This is a genomic window from Paenibacillus sp. CF384, from assembly GCF_900106745.1.
Classification (GTDB): Bacteria; Bacillota; Bacilli; order Paenibacillales; family Paenibacillaceae; genus Paenibacillus_Z.
The window spans coordinates 1-20,292 of the sequence record NZ_FNNV01000030.1 but is presented as its reverse complement, the minus strand read 5'-3'; the positions used below and the strand labels follow the sequence as shown (position 1 = coordinate 20,292).

Here is a 20,292-nt window from a genome sequence, read left to right as displayed (position 1 = left end):
CATAAAGGGATAAGGGGGCTTGGGAAATGAAGAAGTGGGTTTTTTGTTTTGTTATACTCGTATCGCTGTTGTTCGGCTACGGCGTTCGGGAAACCAAATTAAACGCAGATAATGAGATTCAACTGAATGAAGGCAAGCAAGCTCAAGAAGCATCGTCTTCAATGAGTGAGCTTCACATAGACGCAGATCAAATTTATAAAGGCGACTTACTGCTTGTGAATAAGGATCATCCGGTGCATCCGGAAAGTGAAGAGACTGGTGCGGTTAATTTGTCAGAGCATCTAGAGCTGGTGAATGGATTCCGTTTATTGGATAATGAGATTGAGCTGTCGCCAAGCTTGGCACGTAAATTCGCCGACATGGTGAAGGCTGCGAAGAACGATGGCGTGAGCCATTTTATCGTCAACAGCGGTTATCGGAATCATGAGGAGCAGAATCAGCTTTATGCTGAGAAAGGTGCTGACTACGCGCTGCCTGCAGGCTACAGTGAACATAACTTGGGGCTATCGCTGGATATCGGATCAACGCAAGCGGAGATGAGTCAAGCGCTTGAGGGCAAGTGGCTGAAGAAGAACGCATGGCGATATGGGTTTATCTTGCGGTATCCTGAAGACAAAACGGCAGTCACAGGGATTGAGTTCGAGCCGTGGCACTTCCGTTATGTTGGTTTGCCGCACAGTGCCGTGATGGAGAAGAAGAACTTTGCCTTAGAAGAGTATTTGGACTACTTGAAGGACAAGAAGCAAATTACGATTACGATCGATGATGAAATCTATGAGATCTCTTATTATCCGATCACCGGGGATACCACCATTCCGGTACCGGCGAAAGGCGGCTATGAGCTGTCAGGCAACAATAAGGACGGGGTCATCGTGACCACACAAATCAAGTAATCGAAGTATGAAATTTACGAGCATTCCTCATGCTAAGGGGATCCAGGGAGGAACGAATGAAGTCGATCACAATTCTAATTGCAGATGATGAGTCGGAAATTGCCGATCTAATCGAGCTGCATTTACTCAAAGAGGGCTACAACTGCATAAAAGTGACGGACGGGCACGAGGCGGTCGCTGCGATCCAGAAGCATCCCATCGACTTGGCGATTATGGATATTATGATGCCGAAGCTGGATGGCTACGAAGCAACAAGGCAAATTCGCGCTCATTATAACCTGCCGATCATCTTCTTAAGCGCCAAAACGACCGATCTCGATAAGATCACCGGACTCGTCAGCGGAGCGGATGATTATGTCACCAAACCGTTCAACCCCATGGAGCTGGTGGCTCGCGTGAACGCGCAGCTGAGACGCTCCATGATGCTGAATCAGCCTGCAGCAGCGAATCCGCTGGTCGTGGAAGCCGGTGGTTTGCTGATCAATCCGGAACAGCGTAAGGTTGTTCTCTATGGAGAAACGATCGAGATCACGCCAAAAGAGTTCGATATCCTGTACTTACTCGCCAGTCATCCGAAGAAGGTGTTCAGCGCGGAACAGCTTTTTCTCCAGGTGTGGGGCGAGGCTTATTTTGAAGGAAACAATACGGTCATGGTTCATATTCGTACTCTCCGGAAGAAGCTTGGTGAAGATGTTCGCAAGAACAAGCTGATCAAGACGGTATGGGGAGTGGGGTATTCGTTCCATGGCTGAGATGGTCCGCAGCTTCCGGTTTAAGATGCTTCAGTACTTTGGGCTGAGTATGGTTTTGTCGGGCGGCATTACTTATCTGCTCTATAAAGCGCTGCAGCTTTATTATTCGACTACCAAGCGGGAAAGCCCGCTCTTTAGGGTACGGTCTTTTATTGGCGAAATCGGGGATATCAACTTTTTCATGATTGTGTTCATCCCGCTCTCCATTTTGTTTTTCTACCTCTTCACGAGCCGATATGCGTCATATTTTCGCGAAATATCCAGCGGGATCAATCAGCTTGCCAAGGGTGACTTCAATAATCGTGTACAACTCTCATCCAATGACGAATTCGAAGATATTGCGCGGGATATTAATCTAGCCAGTGAGAAGTTGCAGCAAGCGCTGGAGAGAGGCGATTTTGCGGAGAACAGCAAGGAGCAGCTGGTCTTAAATTTAGCGCATGATTTGCGCACGCCGCTGACTTCGGTGCTCGGTTATCTGGATTTCATTCTTCAGGGCGATCAGCTGACAGCGGAGCAAATCAACCACTATACGAGCATTGCGTACACGAAGTCGCAGCGACTTGAGAAGCTGATTGACGAGCTGTTCGAAATTACGCGAGTGAATTATGGCAAGCTGCAAGTGGAGAAGAAGCCGCTTGATCTGAGCGAGCTCCTCATTCAGCTGAATGAGGAGCTCTATCCGGCGCTGGAGAAAAACAATCTTACTGCGCGCCTGAATGTGGCGCCGCATTTGACTGTGATGGGGGACGGCGAGCTGTTGGCACGCGTGTTCGAGAACTTGCTGACCAATGCCATTCGCTATGGCAGTGAGGGACGTTTTATCGATCTCAACGGCCAACTGGAAGCGGAGGAAGCGGTCATTCAGGTGGTTAACTACGGCACCAGCATTCCTCCGGAGGAACTGCCGTACATCTTCGACATGTTCTATACCGGCGATAAAGCACGTACCCATCGCGGTGAAGGAAGCACAGGTCTGGGCTTGTCCATCGCGAAGAACATCGTGACGCAGCATCAAGGGACCATCACGGCGCAGAGCGATGTCATTCGCACGCTGTTCGAGGTTCGATTACCGCGAAATATGGAAGCCGACGCTGGCGGGGAAGCTGAGTCATTGTAGGGGGCGCTCGCTGGCGTGAGGCTCGCGTGAGGCTCGCTGGGGGGATTGATTGCTGAGAGTCGGATTTTCCGACTCTCAGCACTTTTTATGAGGCGATTTCGAGCTGAGAGTCGTGTTTTCCGTCTCTCAGACGCCGAGATAGGGTTTAGTTGGTGGGCTGGCTAGCTGAGAGTCGGATTTTCCGTCTCTCAGCTGCCGAGATAGGGTTTAATTGGTGGGTTGGCTAACTGAGAGTAGGATTTTCCGACTTTCAGCTCTATTTATGAGGCGATTTCGAGCTGAGAGTCGTGTTTTCCGTCTCTCAGACGCCGAATAGGGGGTTAGTTGTTGGTAGGGGGAGAATCGGGGTAAGTTGACTGGGGGGACTATTTTTCGGAACATGACCATAAATTGACAACGCTTACATATAAATATGGTACAATCTAGATGCTTGCCGCTCATTGATGAAATGGGTTTCATTGCTGTAGCAGGCGAGTTATTGCGTTATTCCTGCTTATCGATTTGATCGGAAAGGAGGTGAGGCGAAATGAAGGGTCGGACTGTGGTCCGCCTTAGTTACGTGATCAGTTGCCTGATGAACATTCGAATAGGAGAGGAGCAATGACGTAATGTTGAAACGAATTGGGTTGTCCATTTTCAGCTGGGTGGTGATGGTGACGATGATGGGATCGGGCTTGGGAGGCATGCATGTTCCCAAGGTAAGCGCAGCTGCTTATACAGCTGTCGTTAACCCAAGTGTTCAATTTCAGACATGGGAAGGCTGGGGCACGACGCTCGCTTGGTGGGCGCACCGTGTCGGAGGTGCATCGGATTCGGTTCGCAACGATTATGCGGATCGGTTGTTCAGCACGAGCGGATTGAATTTCAACATCGTGCGCTACAACATCGGTGGCGGCGAGAATCCCGCCTATCCGAACCATATGGACTTGCGGGCGCGAATTCCCGGCTTTAAGGCTTCGTCTACCGCAAGCTACGATTGGACGGCAGATGCCAATCAACGCTGGGTGTTGAATGCCGCGAAGTCACGGATCAATGCGAGCGAGTTCATTGCCGAGGCGTTCGCCAATTCACCCCCGTGGTGGATGACGAAGAGCGGCAGTGTTACCGGGAATAACAACGCTGACGAGAACCTGAAGGTGGATATGTATGATGATTTCGCGGACTATTTGACGACGGTTACGCAGCATTTTCAGAGCAGCTGGGGTGTTAATTTCCGTACACTCTCTGCTTTTAACGAGCCAAGCTCCAATTATTGGACGTTCGGCAATCGCCAAGAGGGCAACCGCATGTACCCTGCTAATCAGCAGATCATGATCGGTGAGCTGTACAACTCGCTGACTGCCAAAGGAATAACGACGGGCATCAGCGCGCCGGAAGAAACGAGTATCGACCTTGCGAGGGATACGATTAATAGTTATTCTGCGGCGACTAAGGCGAAGCTTGTGCAGTACAATTCGCATACGTACGGAGGCAGTGACCGTGTAGGCTTGAACACCGCAGCCGGTGGCAAACGGATCTGGAACTCCGAGCACGGCGACGGGGAAGCGAATGGGATCACGATGTCTCGGAATATTTTGTGGGATATCAAGTATATGAAAAATGCAGCATGGGTCTATTGGCAAGCGGTAGAGACACCGGGCGGCTGGGGGATGATCGAAACCGATCTGAATAATGCCAGCGCGAATCTCGGCACCTTCACGGTGAAGAAGAAATACTATTCCATGGCTCAGTGGAGCAAGTACATCCGCCCAGGCTACAAAATCCTCGATATCGCCGATGGGGATTCCATTGCAGCATATGACAGTACGGGAAGCAAGCTCGTCATCGTTACGGTCAACGACTCCTCCGCTTCCAACACGGTGACGTATGACCTGTCGCAGTTTACGAACGTGACCGGTTCGGTGACGGGGACTCGGACCAGCGGCACGGAGAATTTGGCTGCGGTTTCCGGCCTTGCGCTCTCGAACAAGAAATTTACGGCGACGGTTCCGGCGGGATCTGTCAGCACATTCGTCATCACCGGCGTTTCGGGTACCAGCACGCCGACGATAGATACGTCAGCTTACTACAAGCTGGTAAACCGCAACAGCGGCAAACTGATGGACGTCAGCCAAGGGTCGCAGTCAGATGGGGCAGACGTCATCCAGTGGGGAGATAACGGCGGTATGAACCAAATGTGGCAATTCGTTTCCGTCGGCAGCGGTTACTACAAGCTGGTGAACCGCAATAGCGGCAAGGTGCTCGACGTGTCGGGGCAATCGACCGCGGATGGCGGCAATATCATCCAGAATACAAGCGGCACCGGTCTTAGCCAGCAATGGCAGCCGGTACTCGTCGGAAGCTATTACAAGCTGATTAACCGAAATAGCGGCAAACTCGCGGATGTCAGCGGTGCTTCGACTTCGGATGGCGGCGACGTCATCCAGTACTTTGACAACGGGGGAACGAATCAACAGTGGCAGCTTGTAAAAGTGAATTAATAGCGGAATGCCTAAGTAGAGCTTCGTTGTAACCATGCAGCCAGCAGCCGGACCCGATTAAGGGTCCGGCTGTTTGGTGAGAAACGGACGATTATCGTACGTGGTAGATCCTATCGATTTCGTACTAGATTCTGCTCTATTAGAGTGAGTCTGGTTGTCGCCATCTGTAACCCCTACATAAAGCAAAAGCACGCAACTCCACACTCCACAACGAGCACTCGGCAACTCGTACTCCGCATCTCACACTCTGCATTACTCACTCGTACAACTCACACTCCGCATTTCTCACTCGTACAACTCATACTCTGCAACTCACACTCCACATCGCACCACCAACTAATTCGCAATAATCTAACGAACCGTGGAGGCCTTATTTGGCCGAATCCCGGGGCTTTGAGAATCTAACGAACTGTACAGGTCTTATTCTGGGGAAATCGGCCTCCAATTGCCCGAATTCCAGCAAATAGAACCTGTACGGTTCGTTAGAATTTTTGGGGAGCTATTTTCGGACAAATAACCCCCGTACGGTTCGTTAGAAAATTTCGCACTTCCCAAAGCAGCTAAAAATTCCCTGCCAATCAGAGCGATAGTTTACCATGAGAGAGATAGAGTCTCAGACTAGCGACTGAACATCTAAACGGAGTATGATGGGAATATTGTGTGGAACGATCAGGATAGGGGGAAGAATGCGTGTACATCGGTGTGGACGGCTCCAAAAATCAGTGGGTAGCAGCTCTATTGGACAGCACACAGGAAGAGTCGACAATTCGATATGTTCAGGTAGAGCATTTGGAAGAGCTCTGGGCAGAATTCGGCATGACCTGCCGGAAGCTGCTGATCGATATGCCGCTCGGTCTAAGCAGCAGCGGCAAACGTCGGTGTGATGAATTAGTTATGGATATGCTGGGTCCTGCCAATAAGAAAAGATGCTTCCATGCGCCAAGCTACAATGCTTTAGAGGAGTGGCGGCGCCTTACACGTGCAGAGTCAAATGGCGAACCGGCACGATCGCCAATAGAGAGGTACAACGCGATTAATGGCATTAACGTTACAGATACCCAAATGAATCTGACTCCGCCCGGCTATGCATTGGTCCCCAGAATTGCAAATGTACGTGACTTCGTATTAAGCATCGCGGACCGTTCCGTGGTTTCGGAAGCACATCCTGAAGTTTGCTTCTTGGCCTTATCGAATCGTGAAAGATTCTCGAGCAAGCATCATGTCCCCGGTTTATTTGAACGACTCGCAGTGATCCAGTCCCATATCCCGAATTTTATCAACGATGTCGCTAGTGGCGGAGACGCGGTCTGGAACCAAGTTTCAGCTAAAATGGACGATGTCCTGGATGCGACTGTCCTTGCGCTGACCGCGCGAATGATGATGGAGAACCCGGCAAGTACAAGGCGGATCACGAACGAGCCGCCGCTAAACGATCAATCGGGCATTCCGATTGAAATCGTCTATGCAGAGCAGGAATAACAATCACAATTCCAATAGAACAGAGGTAAAGATCTTCAATTGACGCCTATGTGGCTGTAAAGTACGATATGCCCGAAGCACATTAGAGATCTTGTGCGAATCCATTCACAAAGGGGGAAGATTGGTTACCTGCCGTGCAACGCACGCGATGCAACGCAAGAAGGCTTCATTCTATCCACCACGGGTCGACATGATTAAAACTCGATTAGGAGGTTCTATCATGAAAAGAAGCAGCAGGATCTCAGTTGTACTGATTATCGCCATGCTGGCTATGTTGATTTCGACGTTAGCCATGCCATCAAGTGTTAGCGCTTACAGTACGCCGAATACAAGAGGCGGGATAATGGGGCAATGGTATTTTGGGACGCAAGCAGAGCTCAATACAGCCGCAGATAATGTCGTGGCCGCAGGCTTGAAGTGGGTGCGGTTGGATCTGAAATGGGACATTGTGCAAGCAGGCGGAGCTACCTCCTATGACTGGAGCTGGCCGGACAAAATGGTCAACACAGCGCTTAGCAGAGGGCTGAAGGTCATGCTCGTAGCCGGCTACACGCCAAGCTGGGCGAATGGCGGAAATTCGGATAGCCGCTACTATCCGAATGCGGCGAACATCAACGCGTGGAAGAACTTCCTCGATCTTGCCGTAAGACGCTACTTGCCGCTTGGCGTAACGACTTATGAGCTATGGAATGAGCCGAATTACTCGGTGCAATCCAGCCCTTCTTTATTCGTCAGCAACATTCTGATTCCGGGATCGACGGCAATCCGTGCAGCCTCTACGGACTTGCAAGTACCGGTTACGATCGTTAACGGCGCACCGGCAAACCTGATCAATACATCCGGAATCGTGGATCCGTATGATTGGGTGACGGGGATTTATGCGAACGGCGGAAAGAACTATTTTGATGCGCTCGCGATTCATCCTTATTGCTGGCCTGCGGCTCCGACAACGCCGAGCGTATGGAACGCCCTGCTGCGGGCGAATGAAATTCATACGATCATGGCCAACAACGGAGACGGAAGCAAGCAAATATGGGCGACGGAATTCGGATACCCCACATCGGGTCCGAATACGGTAACGGAGCAGCAGCAAAGTGACTATATCGTGTCAGCCTTCCAAGTGTGGACGCAGTCCGCGTGGGCAGCTTGGACGGGGCCGATGTTTCTGTATACGTACAAAGATGGCAGCACCAATCTGAATGATCCGGAATCCAACTTCGGATTGCTGCGCAACAATAATACGTTTAAGCCTGTCATGAGCCAGCTACTCTCGATTATGACGAACTCGCCTCCGCCGCCTGCTCCGGCCACCTCAGGTTATGGCGGTACCACGCCGCCCCCTACTGGAGGAACGACGGTCTATGAGGCAGAGAACGGAACCTATGCCGGCGGCGGGCAGCAGCAGAATGCAACTAATGCGTCTAACGGCAAGGTTGTCGGTAATTTGAACAGCGTAGGCGCGTCTTCCCAAGTGAGCAGTGTAAATGGCGGCGCAGGAGGGAATGCGACTCTGGTCGTCCGCTTCTCCAACGCGAATACGAATGCAAGAACGTTAAGCTTATACGTGAACAATGTGAAAATCCAACAGACCAGCTTCGCGCCAACGGGCAGCTGGAACACGTTCTCCAATACGGGATCCATAACGATACCGTTAAATGCGGGCACATCGAATACGATTAAGATTCAGCGAGACTCCGCCGATAATCCGGCTGCGGATATCGACAGCTACACGGTTACCACGGCATCGTCATCTTCGAGCCTCTTAGTGAACGGCTTTGAGAATACGGCGCAATGGGCGGGAGAGGCGACGCGAACAGCAGATACTACGAAGAAAACCGAAGGTGCTCAGTCCATCAAATTCCATTACGCGGTACCTTCGAGCGGCTGGGCTAACGGCTACTACACCATTAGCAGTCCGTATGTAGATATTGCTAACGCCACCAGCTTGAAGCTCGATGTGTATCCGACAACCCAATCACCATCGGGGCAAACCGAACCCATTGTGTTGAAGCTCCAGGATCAAACAGGCGGCGTCATCTATGAGAATCGGCTGCCGAATTTGACGGCCAACCAGTGGAACACGGTAACCATCAGTTTAACTGGAATCGCACAGGTCAATCGCCATCAGATCAACAATGTGAATCTATATGTATGGTCTGGCTTCACCGCTCAACTTAACGGCAGAACGACGCTCGATTACTACTTCGATAATTTGAGAGTACAATAGTCGTCGCCACACGCAGCCAAAAAATGAGCCGTCTCGAAAGGCTGCCACATGCAGCATTCGAGACGGCTTTGTTGTGCTCATTTGAGTAGCAGCGCGATGGATGGGGCAGCGCGGCTGTACGCCTGTGGGGAAGGGTTAAGTAAATGTTGCAGAAAAAGCAACAATCAACGCTCCCTAATGTGCGGATACAGCCTAATGTTGCAGAAACTGCAACATCTAACCGAGAAATGCCCTCTGTGAGGCTAATGAAATAGAAAATGCTGCATAATGTGCAACATTTTCCAGTAAGAGTGCTGAATTGACCTGGAATGCTGCATAAAATGCAACATTTCTGCTGCGAAGTGGAGTTCGTGCAGTTTACAACGATGTGCTCGTAAGGGAGCGCCGCCGGTTTGATCTGAAGTGTAGCGAGCAGCGCGGGATAGATCAGAGCTGATGCGCGCGGTTAGCGGGTTCGGCTGGGATTATTCGATGCCCATTCTCTTCGCCTCGGCATTCACCTCGTTAATCATCCGATCCAGCCCTTTGGCCTTGTAGCCGTCGATGATGGATTTCCATATCACCTCAACGGGCAGCTTGCTAATCATGACGCGAATCATATCATCGTTGTCGAAGATGGTGAACGTATCCTTCGTGGGCGTGGATAGGTTCGTCAGCCTCGGCTCGTACGCTTGCTTGCTCGTCATGCGCAAGGAGTAATCAATCAGCTCCTTCTGCGCCTTGTAAGCTTCAGGTGAAATACCGGAATAATTCGGATGAAGCATGGCCATCCCATCCCAGTTGGCTAAATTCGCGAATAGCGAGAACGAGCGATACTTGGACAGAATGTTAGTACTCGGATCGCTTTTCTGTATCGCATCTCCGTCCTTGGTGAAATCGACATTCTCCAGACCGTAATGCCTCATTTCCAGAAAGTCCGGAGAGTTCATGTAATCGAACAGCTGCAGGATGCGGTCCATCTTATCCTTGGATACATTTGACGAGATGTAACTCTCGGACCAGAACGTTTTGAACACCGCACTGTACCGGTTGCCGTCTATCGCCGGAAGAGGCTTGAGGAATCTTACGGAATCATAGAAACTCTGCTCCTTCGGATGCAGCTTCTGCCACCGGCTTTGATCCATATTCGCGTCCACGGAGCGAAACATGCCGGCTGTAATGATGGCCGCCACTTTGCCCTCGGCAAATTTATCAACCCCCATATTGCCCCGGGTGATCGGCAATTCCGGATCAATTAAACCGGCTGTATAGAAATCTCTCAGTTGCTGTAAGGACGCAATCGCATGCTTCGAGAATACGGCAGGAATATAACGCCCATCTTCCTTTATCCATTTAAAATCACTTCCGCTGCCGTCGCTTGTTGCAGCAGGCGAGCCGTACAGCCAGAACAATCCGCCAAGCAGAATCTTAGAGACCGTGGTGAGACCCGTAATGTGCTTGTTCTCGGGGTCTTTGTCGACGATGGCTTTGAGCATGGCACGGAACTCATCCCAAGTCTCCGGCTCTTTGGTAATACCCGCTTGCTGCGCGAGATCCCAGCGATAGGCGACCAATCGGTCCAGGACGTTATAGTCGGTGCTGTCATAGGTTTTGCGCGGGATAAAATACAGCTTGCCATGATCTTTAAGATCCTGAAATTCGGTCGTCGCCAGATACTGGGCCAAATACGGATAGGCGGTTAAATCATTCGGCAGCGGCTTGATGACGCCTTGATCCCTCCAGTTGCGATAGTACTGGGAGTTCACGGCATCGACTGCGAAGATATCAGGCAGTTGGCCCGTGGAAGCCCACATCTGAAACTGTTGGACGTAATTTGCGGTTGTAATGTCAACCGGTTTGATGGTGATATTGAGCTTCTTCTCCAAGCGTTGTACTAGCGGGTCGTCTGCTAACATGTTGTCCTTCAGGTCCCATAACGCAACGGAAATATCCATATGCTCGGATGGGGCGGAGGCAGCGGGCTGCGATGGCAGTCTTTGCTGGCTGGTGTCGCGGCAGCCTGCAGCCGTGGCGAACAGCACAACGATTGCAAGCATCAAGGGGAGCCGTCTTTTCACGATGTTCATACTCATTACGCCTCGCCGCCCCCGTTGCTCAGCATTCGATATTGCTTCGGTGTTTGCTGAGTGTTCTTCTTGAAGATGCGCGTGAAATAGAAGTAATCGCGGAACCCGATCGTTTCAGCAACCTCGCCAATTGGCAGATTCGTCGTACGCAGCAGGTTCTTCGCTTCTTGTAATCGCACCTTCGTTAAGTACTCCGTAAACGTCACCTTGATCTCGCGCTTGAACAGCTGGCTTAAGTAGTTCGGATGCAGGTAGAAGATGCGCGAGATGCTCTGGATGGAGATATGATTGCGATAGTTTTCATTCATATACTTGATGATTTCCTTCAAGTTCGCGTGTTCGGTTTCCCCCTTCACAGCGCGGGATGCGCTTACAACAGATTCGGAGGGCCCCTCAAGCTCGTCGTTTAAGCTTTCCTTCAAGCTCTCGATCATCTGATCGAAGCTCGGATAGAGATGATGCAGCTGCTCCTTGCTAAAGATGTAATCGTCCTCGGACGAATGGGAAGCAGAGTGAAAATAAACGATATTATACACTCTTAGCGAGTGGTAGATTGTGAAGCATTGCTTGTTGGAAGGCAGACACATCTCATCTAATAATTCCACAGCAAGGGTGAATTCACGCTTCGCTACCGCTCGCTCAAGCCTTCGGATCAGAAGAGCGGCAGTATCCTCCTTCGTCTGCTGCTCCTCCCAATACAGATCCCGGCGATTATGAATAAAGAAATCCCAGGCACGCACCGTGCATTGTTCGATTCGCTGCATCATGCCCTCTAGATTCCGGTCTGACTGCTGAATGCCTATGCCAAGAATACCGCCCTGCAAAGGCAATTGGATCGCTGTTAACAACGTATCCCGATCAGCCGATTGCACCCAATAGACACTGCGGGAATTACCAAGATTAAGGCCGACATAGTTCGTCTCCGGAAGGAACGTTAACCGGCCTTTGCCGCCGACGGTAACGAGAAGATAAATGGCATCTGAGGTGACGCCGGCATCCGATAAGATGTCATGAAAAACGGATTGTGCCTGTGCTGTAGCTGGATCATCAAGCAGTTCAAGCAGCTTGCCTTCGCGTTTGTGTTTAATCTCATTCAAGTTGCCGGCTGCCGTTTGAAGCAACGTATGGATTTCATGATCGTCGAAGGGCTTGAGGCAGTAGCCAAGAACGCCGTAATTCAACGACTTCTGAACATAGGCGAATTCAGCGTAGCCGCTGATGACGATGATTTGGATATCCTTATCCAGTTCTTTAATCTGCTTAATTAACTCAAGGCCCGATAACCCCGGCATACGGATATCGGTAAACACGACATGCGGCTGGAGCTCTTGAATCAATTGAAGCGCTTTGGTGGCATTATTCGCTTTGCCCGCAACAGAGAAGCCGGACTTCTTCCAATCCACGCCTGCCGCCAAACTCTTCAGAACAAGATTCTCATCATCCACGAGAAGTACTTTATACACGGATATCCCCTCCCTGTTGTACGTAGTGGCTTGGCATCGTAAGGGTGATGCATGTTCCATGACCGGCTTCGCTTTCGAAGGTGAGCCCATATTGAAAGCCATAGGCTAACCGAAGTCTATTATTCACGTTAAGCAAACCTATGCTGTCGCTGTCCGATGAGTCCTGACCGTCACGGCTCAAGGAGGACGTTTTCTCCAGCAATTTGCTTTGGATACGGCGCAAGGTTTCCTCATCGACGCCCATGCCATCGTCGGAGATGCGGAGCACGAGCGTCCTGCCATTCTCGACTTCACCGGTGATCGTGAGGTTACCTTTGGAGGTTTTCGGTTCAAGTCCATGGAAAACGGCATTCTCTACGAGCGGCTGCAGAATCATTTTGAGCACCGATACTTGCAGGGCTTCGTCCGTGAACTGATAGGTAACGTCGAAACGATCCTCGAACCGAATCAATTGCAGGTATATGTATGACTTGACCGCATTCAGCTCCTGATCGAGCGTGACATAACCAGAGCCTTTGATGCTGTAATGGAACAGCTTGCCGAGCGCCTTCGTCATTTCGACGATTTGGGGAGCTTCGGCTTCGAGCGCAACACCTTTAATCGATTCTAACGTGTTATATAGAAAATGCGGATTGATCTGACTGCGCAGATAAGCCGTGGCGGCTTTCTCCTTCTCGATCTCGGCCTCCAGCAGATGGGTGTTCGTCTCGACGAGGCGGTGTGTGAGATTGTCGATTTCACTTAACATGCCGTTCAAATTCTCGGCGACCACGCTCATTTCCACATTGCCTTCAAGGTGGATGGTTGATTTCAGATCCTTGATGCTGCCGAATTTGATGCCGTTAATGAATCGGACGAGCCGCTGAATGGGCTGCACGATATTATTCGTAATCACCGCGAAAGGAACGGCCATGAACAGGATCGATAGGATAACGATGAGAATGCTGCGGTTGCGCACGGAGTCGAGCTCCGCTAACAGCGCTTCTTGCGGGACGAAGCTGAGCACGGAAGCATTGATCTGGTCGAGCCGCTGGATTTGGATGGCTCCTTTGACCCCACCGATAGAATCGGTCAGCTTCTGCTCGCTATTATGCTGGCTGCTTAACGTACTAATCGTTCTGGTGATATCGGGTGAATTCGTCTCCGGATAGACACTGCCGAAGTGGTCGATGAGATAGAATCCGACGCCGGGCTCTGCCTTGCTCCTGTCGTCATCGAAGAACATCGCCTCCACGTCGATAATGACGGCTATGTACCCGATGCGATTGCCATCCGTGCCGTTGCCGAGATCGCTGGAATAGATATTCTGAGCGAACAGCATGCTGTTCTTTGAAGTGGAACTATAATCATAGGGCTCTAAGCCGCTGACATACACGGTCTTGCTGGACTCAATTTCCGCATCAGAGCGCTGTACGAAATCAATGCTGCCGTTCAGGCTGTAACGCATGCCGCTGGTGCCGATCAAGACGATATCCTGGAAGCCTTTGCGGCCGGCCTTTAAGGAGATGATCTTGCGGTCCAGTTCATTGCTCATCTCATAGAGCAAGCTGGGGTCGTTCTGCGTCATGAATTTCTGCACGAAGGGATCGAACCCTAAGCTGAGAATAATTTGACTGATTTCATCGGTCTTCTGCGAGAGGTTAAGCTTGAATTTACGAATGGTATCTTCGGTATATTGATTGTTGTTCTTGATGACGATTTGAGAGGTTTGGGTGTACAAGGAGTAAATAATCATCAGCATGATGATCACTATTAGTGCAACAGCTAACTGAAGCTGCGTCTTGATGCGCATTCTCGTTAAAATTCCCATGATAGCACCTATCCGTATCGAGAGTGAAATGGCGTTTATGTAAATGAGTATATCATCATCGATTTCGAAAGAGTCGGTTTCAAGCAAAGCTCTTAGTTTTATCCATATTCGTATAAGTTGTTTACATACTTTTAACACTTCAAGTTGCTTATAGGAGGGGGGACCGATGTCCGCCCTCTATTTGGCTGCGCTCGGAGCAGGCTTATTATTATCCAGTTTTATCTAATCTGCAGGCATACTTACTCGGATTTAATGCGCCTATAATCACACTTGTAAGCCATTACATGCCGGGGGGAATTCACTTTGATCCAAAGAAAACCATTAGCCGCACTAACGTTAACGACGATGCTGGCGCTGTCCGTATTGTCGGGCTGCGGGAAATCAAACAACGATACCAAGGCAACGAATGCTTCTGCGAATGAGAAGGAATCCACGAACACCGCTGCAACCGCTAATACGAGTACGAATACGAATGCGGCCAATGCGACAACAGATGAAAGCACTGCAGCAGGCCTCGAAGGGAAAGTCGTCTTCTGGTCGATGTGGAGCAATGCGGAGCCGCAGGCGAAAGTCATCGATGAGGCGGTCAAAGAGTTCGAGGCTGCCAACCCGAATGTGGATGTCGAAGTGAAGTATAACGGACGTGACATTAATAAGCTGATCAAGCCGGCACTTGAGAGCGGCGAGCAAATTGATATCTTCGAGCAAGACCCTGGCTCGGCGCTCGGCAATCTGAAGGATCATGTATTGAAGCTTGACGAGCTCTTGGAGCAGCCGTCAATCGGCATCGATGGCAAGTCCGTGAAGGATTCCCTGCTTCCGTCGCTGATGGACTGGGTGAAATCGCTGGCTGCACCTGCAGGTCTTGAAGAAGGCTACTACGCAATTCCGCAGCAGCCTTACGCGGTGCTGTTCTTCTACAATAAAGCCCTGTTTGCGCAAGCAGGCATCACAGCGGTCCCTACTTCATGGGATGAGTTCCTGGCGGATTGCGAGCTGCTCAAGAAAGCAGGCGTAGAGCCAATCACATTCGATGATGCTTATCGCGACCTCTTCATCGGCGGGTACCTCGGAAGCGCGATGGGCAGCGACTGGACCGACAGTCTGGTCAAAGACAAAACAGGCGAGATGTGGAAAGATCCGATCGTGCTCCAGTTCGCGAAAGACATGCAAATCTTGAATGACAAAGGCTACTTCTCCAAGAAAATCGCAGGCAATAAGTATCCGGCAGGACAGCAAGATCTGGCGCTCGGCAAAGTGGCCATGTATTTGAACGGCACTTGGCTGCCGAATGAAGTAGCCGCAACAGCAGGTCCTGACTTCCAATGGGGCTCCTTCCAATTCCCAGTCGTCGCGAACGGCAATGACAAGGGCGGCCAACAAGGCCTTTCCTTCGGCGCACAAGGCTTGCTGATGAATAAGAACAGCAAGAACGTTCCTGCTGCATTCGAGTTAGTGAAGTACCTTGTCGGCAAGAAAGCGCAAGAGGGCATGTCGGCGCAAGCGCTTGCGATCCCGGCTACGATCGATTCCACATGGCCTGCTCCGCTTGCGGAAGCTGCGGTTGCTTTCGGCAACGCGAAAGTAAACATGCCGTGGGGCTTCGGTATCGACAACGGCGGAGATTTCTCGAGCGGTACGGTTCTCCCGACATTCATGGAGCTGGCAACAGGCAAGATCAAGCCGGAAGCGTACGTAAGCAAAATGGCGGACCAAGCGAAGAAGTTCTATGAAGGCAAGTAAGGCGAAGTAACGCTATTGCAATCGGAACGCGGCGTTCGTGGGAACGCCGCGTTTTACGAATTGGAAGGCTGACATGTTGCGGGGGTGCTGTCATGAGAATGAAAAAATCGATTATCGCGCTGTTCTTGGCGCCGGCCGTCATTATATATCTGGCTATTTTCCTATATCCGACTTTGCGTACATTCGCTATGAGCTTCTATAATATCCCGACTCTCTCCAGCCGTATCGCGGAGTGGAAGTTTGTTGGCCTCGTGAATTACAAGGATGTAACGAGCAGTACTTATTTTATCGGGTCGGTCAAAAATGTACTTGGCATATGGGCGTTTGGCGGTGTGCTCATCTTCGTCTTTGCTTTCCTATACGCGGCCATTCTAACTTCCGGGGTGAAGGGGAAAAACTTCTGGCGATCACTGATTTTCCTGCCGAATACGGTCTCCGCGGTAGTCATGTCCGTTGTATGGCTGCAGTATATTTACAATTCGAGCTTCGGCTTGCTAACCTCCGTATTTAATCGCCTTGGTTTAACGGCGCTTGCCAATATACAGTGGACGGATAACGAGCATATCTATTACGCCATGATTATGGCGTTCAGCTTCGGTTCGATCGGTTATTTCATGCTGATCCTGAATGCCGGTATCAACCGCATTCCCGGCGATTTCTACGAAGTAGCCACCTTGGAGGGGGCGAGTCCGTGGACGAAGTTTTTCAAAATCACCTTGCCGCTGCTGCGGGATGTGTTTCGGACGACGCTGGTCCTGTGGACCATCACGGCGTTCAATTTCTTCGTATGGTCGGCGACGTTCGGGCTCGATGATCCGCATACCGTTACGCCGGGGTATTACATGTACCAGAAGGTGTTCGGCATGGCCAAAGGAACATCGGTTCTGAATGAAGGGGCATTTAACGTCGGATCAGGGGCGAGCGTGGGCATCTTGATTACGTTAGCGACGCTGATTGCATCTGCGCTCATCAGCCGGCTTTTCCCGAGGGACCGTTTGGAATATTAAGAGGAGGAGGAATCTTCATGCGCAGCGCAGCAATGCGAAAGAAAATAAATCTATTACCGGCTTACATTCCGCTCTATGGCTGGCTGATCTTCTCCGTCATTCTGTTCGGTTGGGTCATCCTGGCTTCGCTGAGTTCGACGAGGGATATATTCACGAACTCCTTACTGAAAAGCGGCATCCATTTCTCCAACTATACGGACTTGTTCAAGCAGCAGGACATTGGGCGATATTTTGCGAATAGTGTTATTTATACGGTTACGGCCTGCATCGGCATCGTCGTCGTTTCGGCTCCGGCTGCGTACATGCTGGGTCGTGCTCAGTTTAAGGGACGCGGGCTGCTGAACATGATGTTCATGTCTGCGCTTGCGATTCCGAGTATTCTCATCTCGATTCCGCTGTTCTCGATCTTCGTGGAATTGAAGCTGACCGGCTCGATCATTACGCTGATTCTCGTTTATATTTGCACGAACGTTCCGTTTGCCGTGTTTTTTCTCACCAGCTTCTTCTCCTCGGTTCCCAAAGAGCTTGAGGAATCTGCCGCCATGGATGGCTGCGGTCCGATTCGAGCGTTCATCCAAATCATTCTGCCGGTGGCACAGCCGGGCATCATTACGTTATCGATCTTCAACTTTCTAGGGGTGTGGAACGAATACTTCTTCGCGCTGATCTTCTCCAATGACGCCAATTCGCGCACACTCGCGTTATCGCTGCAGTCCATCGTGTACGGGTATGCCAATACGGGCAATTACGGCGGTATCTTCGCGGCATGTATGGTCGTGTTTCTGCCAAGCTTTATCGTGTATTTGTTCGTATCCAAGCGAATTATCTCGGGTTTGACTGTAGGTGCTGTAAAAGGATAAAAGCTGGGGAGCTGATGGACCGCCATGTTGGTGAGAACCGCAAGTTTGACGATCGAGGGAGCACGGCCGGAAGGGGTGAACCCCCTGCCGATGTTCAGAAATAAGAACGCGCATCGCGAAGTCACGGATAACGGCAGTCTGACGCCGGAACATAAGCTGCATATGGGAGACAATACGGGCGAGCGATATTTGCCGTACCGGATGCAGGATCGGTATTCCAGGAAGCGCGAGACGATTGAATTGAAGACGATTGTGCTGGAAAATGACGTGCTCAAAGCAGTGTTTCTGCCGGAGTACGGCGGAAGGCTGTATTCGCTGCAAGAGAAAGCAACTGGGCGAGAGATCCTGTATAGGAATCCGGTGTTCCAGCCGGCGAATTTAGCGATTCTGAACGCGTGGTTCTCGGGCGGAATCGAGTGGAATATCGGTCACATCGGCCATACGTTCACAACCTGCTCGCCGATGCACGCGGCCAAGCTTACGGATGATGAAGGGAACGAGTTTCTTCGCATCTACGAGTATGAGCGGTGCAAGAACCTGTTCTGGCATATCGATTTTCATTTGCCGCCGGGTGCTAGGCAGTTAGGGGTCTATGTCCGTATCGTGAATGATCAAGCGGCGGCCGTGCCTATGTATTGGTGGACGAATATCGCGGTAGAGGAGACGGAGAAGTCGCGGGTGTTCTCGGGGACCGGCGATGTTATTTATATCGATCCTGCGCAGAAGGGTTATGGCGCTGACAAGCTGCCGGTATTGCCCGCTGTCCCAGGCGTGGACGTGTCGTATCCGATGGGCTTCCCTTATGCGAGCGAGTATTTCTTCCAGACGCCTGCAGCCGAGAAGTCGCCGTGGGAGGCTGTCTCCTATGAGGATGGCCGCATGTTCTTCGAGCGATCGACTGCAAGGCTTCGGTATCGAAAAATGTTCTGCTGGGGCAATCATGCGGGAGGCAGACGGTGGTGCGACTTCTTGGCGAAGCCGGGCGAAGGCAACTACATCGAGGTGCAGGGCGGGTTCGCGCCAACGCAGCTGCATGACATCGAGATGCCTGCGCATTCCGTTTGGGATTTCACGCAAATGATAGGCATGCTGAGCGGCATCGATACGGAAGCGGCTTATCAGGAGAATTGGGACCAGGCTCGTGATTATATAGAGGAGCAAGTCAGTCAGGAGCTCAGCGACGAAGCGGTGTATGCCGCGCATGCGAGATATCAGGCGCTGGCAGGCAAAACGCCGGAATTATCGCTGCATACGGGCTCAGGCTGGGGCGCGTTAGAGCGAGTGCGGAGGGAGAGCGAAGTCGGGGGCGTCGGCGGTGTCCCGCAAGGCTTCCTCTTCGCGGATGAAACGCTCGGGGTAGAGCAGCAACCTTGGCTCGTCCTGCTGCGAGAAGGTTATCTGCCGGAGCATGATGTTGAAGAGATTCCGCCGTCTTGGATGATTCAAGACGTATGGATGGACAGGCTGAAGCGGAGCCTGGAACACGCTGATAATCGCACGTGGACGGCGCTCTTGCATGAAGGAGTAATGCGTTATGAGAAAGGGCTGGACGCGGAAGCGATTGAAGCGTGGGAAGCATCGCTGCGTTTGAAGCCTTCGGCATGGGTATACCGGAATTTAGCCGTGGTGATGAAGCAGCGGGGCGAGACGGATCGTGCGTTAGCTTATTATGAGCAGGCTTATGGAGTATCCGGTCGTTTCCCGGACCGGGCATTCGTGGAAGAGTATCTCAATCTCGTCATTCAGAACAAGGATTACGAGCGGGCATGGCACTTATACGAATCGCTGCCGCCGGCATTCGCGAGCAGCGACCGCATTCAAATCATTGTAGGCGCAGTCGCGCTGGAGCTTGGCCATGATGCATTCATGGAGAAGCTGTTCGCCACGGAGTTCGCCGTCATCCGCGAAGGCGAAATATTGATCATCGAGCTATGGTTCAAGTACAACGCCAAGAAGCTCGCTGCACAAAGGAACGTCGAACTGTCTCAAGAGCTGATTGAAGAAGCCATGCAGCTTTGTCCGCCGCCGCTCCATATTGATTTCCGGATGATCGGTTAAGGCCGATAAGCAAATGAGGCGACTGGGAAGCGGGGCACCGAGTATCGAGCATGGAGTAAATGTTGCATAAAATGCAGCATTCTAGCGCCACCATTACCCACACACTTGAGCTGTGTGGGTGATGGGCATCGAGCATCGAGCAAAATGTTGCATAAAATGCAGCATTTAACCCTCCACAGTGAGCTGAAAGGCCGAATGTTGCACAAAATGCAGCATTTTTATGAAAAGGGCAGCCAGACCGGCTCAGCCCCTTTAATCCGGAGTCCTTCCAGCCAAAAAACAAGTTCTCACAAGATTGCTTGTTTTTTCGCGCTGTTACATGGCTTTATGGAAC

Annotated in this window: 14 protein-coding genes; 11 read left to right on the top strand and 3 right to left on the bottom strand. The window is 51.2% G+C overall.

Going from position 1 to position 20,292, the window contains the following annotated elements; genetic code table 11:
• Window positions 1-26: 26 nt before the first annotated feature.
• From BLW29_RS29745 to BLW29_RS29720, 6 genes are all read left to right on the top strand, one after another.
• On the top strand, window positions 27-893 hold the full coding sequence (locus BLW29_RS29745; RefSeq protein ID WP_090986519.1) for a M15 family metallopeptidase: 867 nt from the start codon (window positions 27-29) through the stop codon (window positions 891-893).
• A 56-nt stretch (window positions 894-949) separates the two neighbouring features.
• A complete protein-coding gene (locus tag BLW29_RS29740; protein WP_090986517.1) occupies window positions 950-1,645 on the top strand; it encodes a response regulator transcription factor in 696 nt (231 codons plus the stop codon).
• Complete coding sequence (locus tag BLW29_RS29735) at window positions 1,638-2,765, top strand: HAMP domain-containing sensor histidine kinase (protein WP_090986513.1); 1,128 nt, start codon at window positions 1,638-1,640, stop codon at window positions 2,763-2,765. The genes BLW29_RS29740 and BLW29_RS29735 overlap by 8 nt, the downstream gene beginning before the upstream one ends.
• Before the next feature lie 608 nt (window positions 2,766-3,373).
• Window positions 3,374-5,245 (top strand): RICIN domain-containing protein, encoded by a 1,872-nt coding sequence (locus BLW29_RS29730; RefSeq protein ID WP_090986511.1) that lies wholly within the window; start codon window positions 3,374-3,376, stop codon window positions 5,243-5,245.
• A 690-nt stretch (window positions 5,246-5,935) separates the two neighbouring features.
• Window positions 5,936-6,724 (top strand): DUF429 domain-containing protein, encoded by a 789-nt coding sequence (locus BLW29_RS29725; protein ID WP_090986509.1) that lies wholly within the window; start codon window positions 5,936-5,938, stop codon window positions 6,722-6,724.
• Window positions 6,725-6,944: 220 nt separating this feature from the next.
• Window positions 6,945-8,951: a carbohydrate-binding protein gene (locus tag BLW29_RS29720; protein WP_090986507.1), complete on the top strand. Its 2,007-nt coding sequence runs from the start codon at window positions 6,945-6,947 to the stop codon at window positions 8,949-8,951.
• Between the two features lie 464 nt (window positions 8,952-9,415).
• Here the strand turns inward: BLW29_RS29720 and BLW29_RS29715 are convergent, their stop codons facing one another.
• The 3 genes from BLW29_RS29715 to BLW29_RS29705 are packed head-to-tail and all read right to left on the bottom strand — an operon-like array spanning window position 9,416 to window position 14,290.
• A complete protein-coding gene (locus BLW29_RS29715; RefSeq protein ID WP_090986505.1) occupies window positions 9,416-11,023 on the bottom strand; it encodes an extracellular solute-binding protein in 1,608 nt (535 codons plus the stop codon).
• Window positions 11,023-12,480, bottom strand: coding sequence for a response regulator transcription factor (locus BLW29_RS29710; protein ID WP_177186861.1), 1,458 nt, complete (start codon window positions 12,478-12,480; stop codon window positions 11,023-11,025). Before BLW29_RS29710 ends, BLW29_RS29715 begins: the two co-directional genes overlap by 1 nt.
• Complete coding sequence (locus BLW29_RS29705; protein ID WP_090986502.1) at window positions 12,473-14,290, bottom strand: sensor histidine kinase; 1,818 nt, start codon at window positions 14,288-14,290, stop codon at window positions 12,473-12,475. The genes BLW29_RS29710 and BLW29_RS29705 overlap by 8 nt, the downstream gene beginning before the upstream one ends.
• A 303-nt stretch (window positions 14,291-14,593) precedes the next feature.
• Between BLW29_RS29705 and BLW29_RS29700 the strand changes: the two genes are divergently transcribed.
• The 5 genes from BLW29_RS29700 to BLW29_RS31640 form a co-directional block, all read left to right on the top strand.
• On the top strand, window positions 14,594-16,033 hold the full coding sequence (locus BLW29_RS29700) for an ABC transporter substrate-binding protein (protein WP_090986500.1): 1,440 nt from the start codon (window positions 14,594-14,596) through the stop codon (window positions 16,031-16,033).
• A gap of 92 nt (window positions 16,034-16,125) precedes the next feature.
• Window positions 16,126-17,040, top strand: a complete 915-nt coding sequence (locus tag BLW29_RS29695; protein ID WP_090986498.1) for a carbohydrate ABC transporter permease — start codon at window positions 16,126-16,128, stop codon at window positions 17,038-17,040.
• Between the two features lie 17 nt (window positions 17,041-17,057).
• The gene (locus BLW29_RS29690; protein WP_090986496.1) at window positions 17,058-17,900 is read left to right on the top strand and encodes a carbohydrate ABC transporter permease; all 843 of its coding nucleotides are present in this window, start codon (window positions 17,058-17,060) and stop codon (window positions 17,898-17,900) included.
• Window positions 17,901-17,924: 24 nt separating this feature from the next.
• Window positions 17,925-19,958: a DUF5107 domain-containing protein gene (locus BLW29_RS29685; protein ID WP_090986494.1), complete on the top strand. Its 2,034-nt coding sequence runs from the start codon at window positions 17,925-17,927 to the stop codon at window positions 19,956-19,958.
• 144 nt (window positions 19,959-20,102) lie between these two features.
• Window positions 20,103-20,292, top strand: a 190-nt coding sequence (locus BLW29_RS31640) for a hypothetical protein (RefSeq protein WP_218147147.1), incomplete at its 3' end; no start/stop codon positions are given.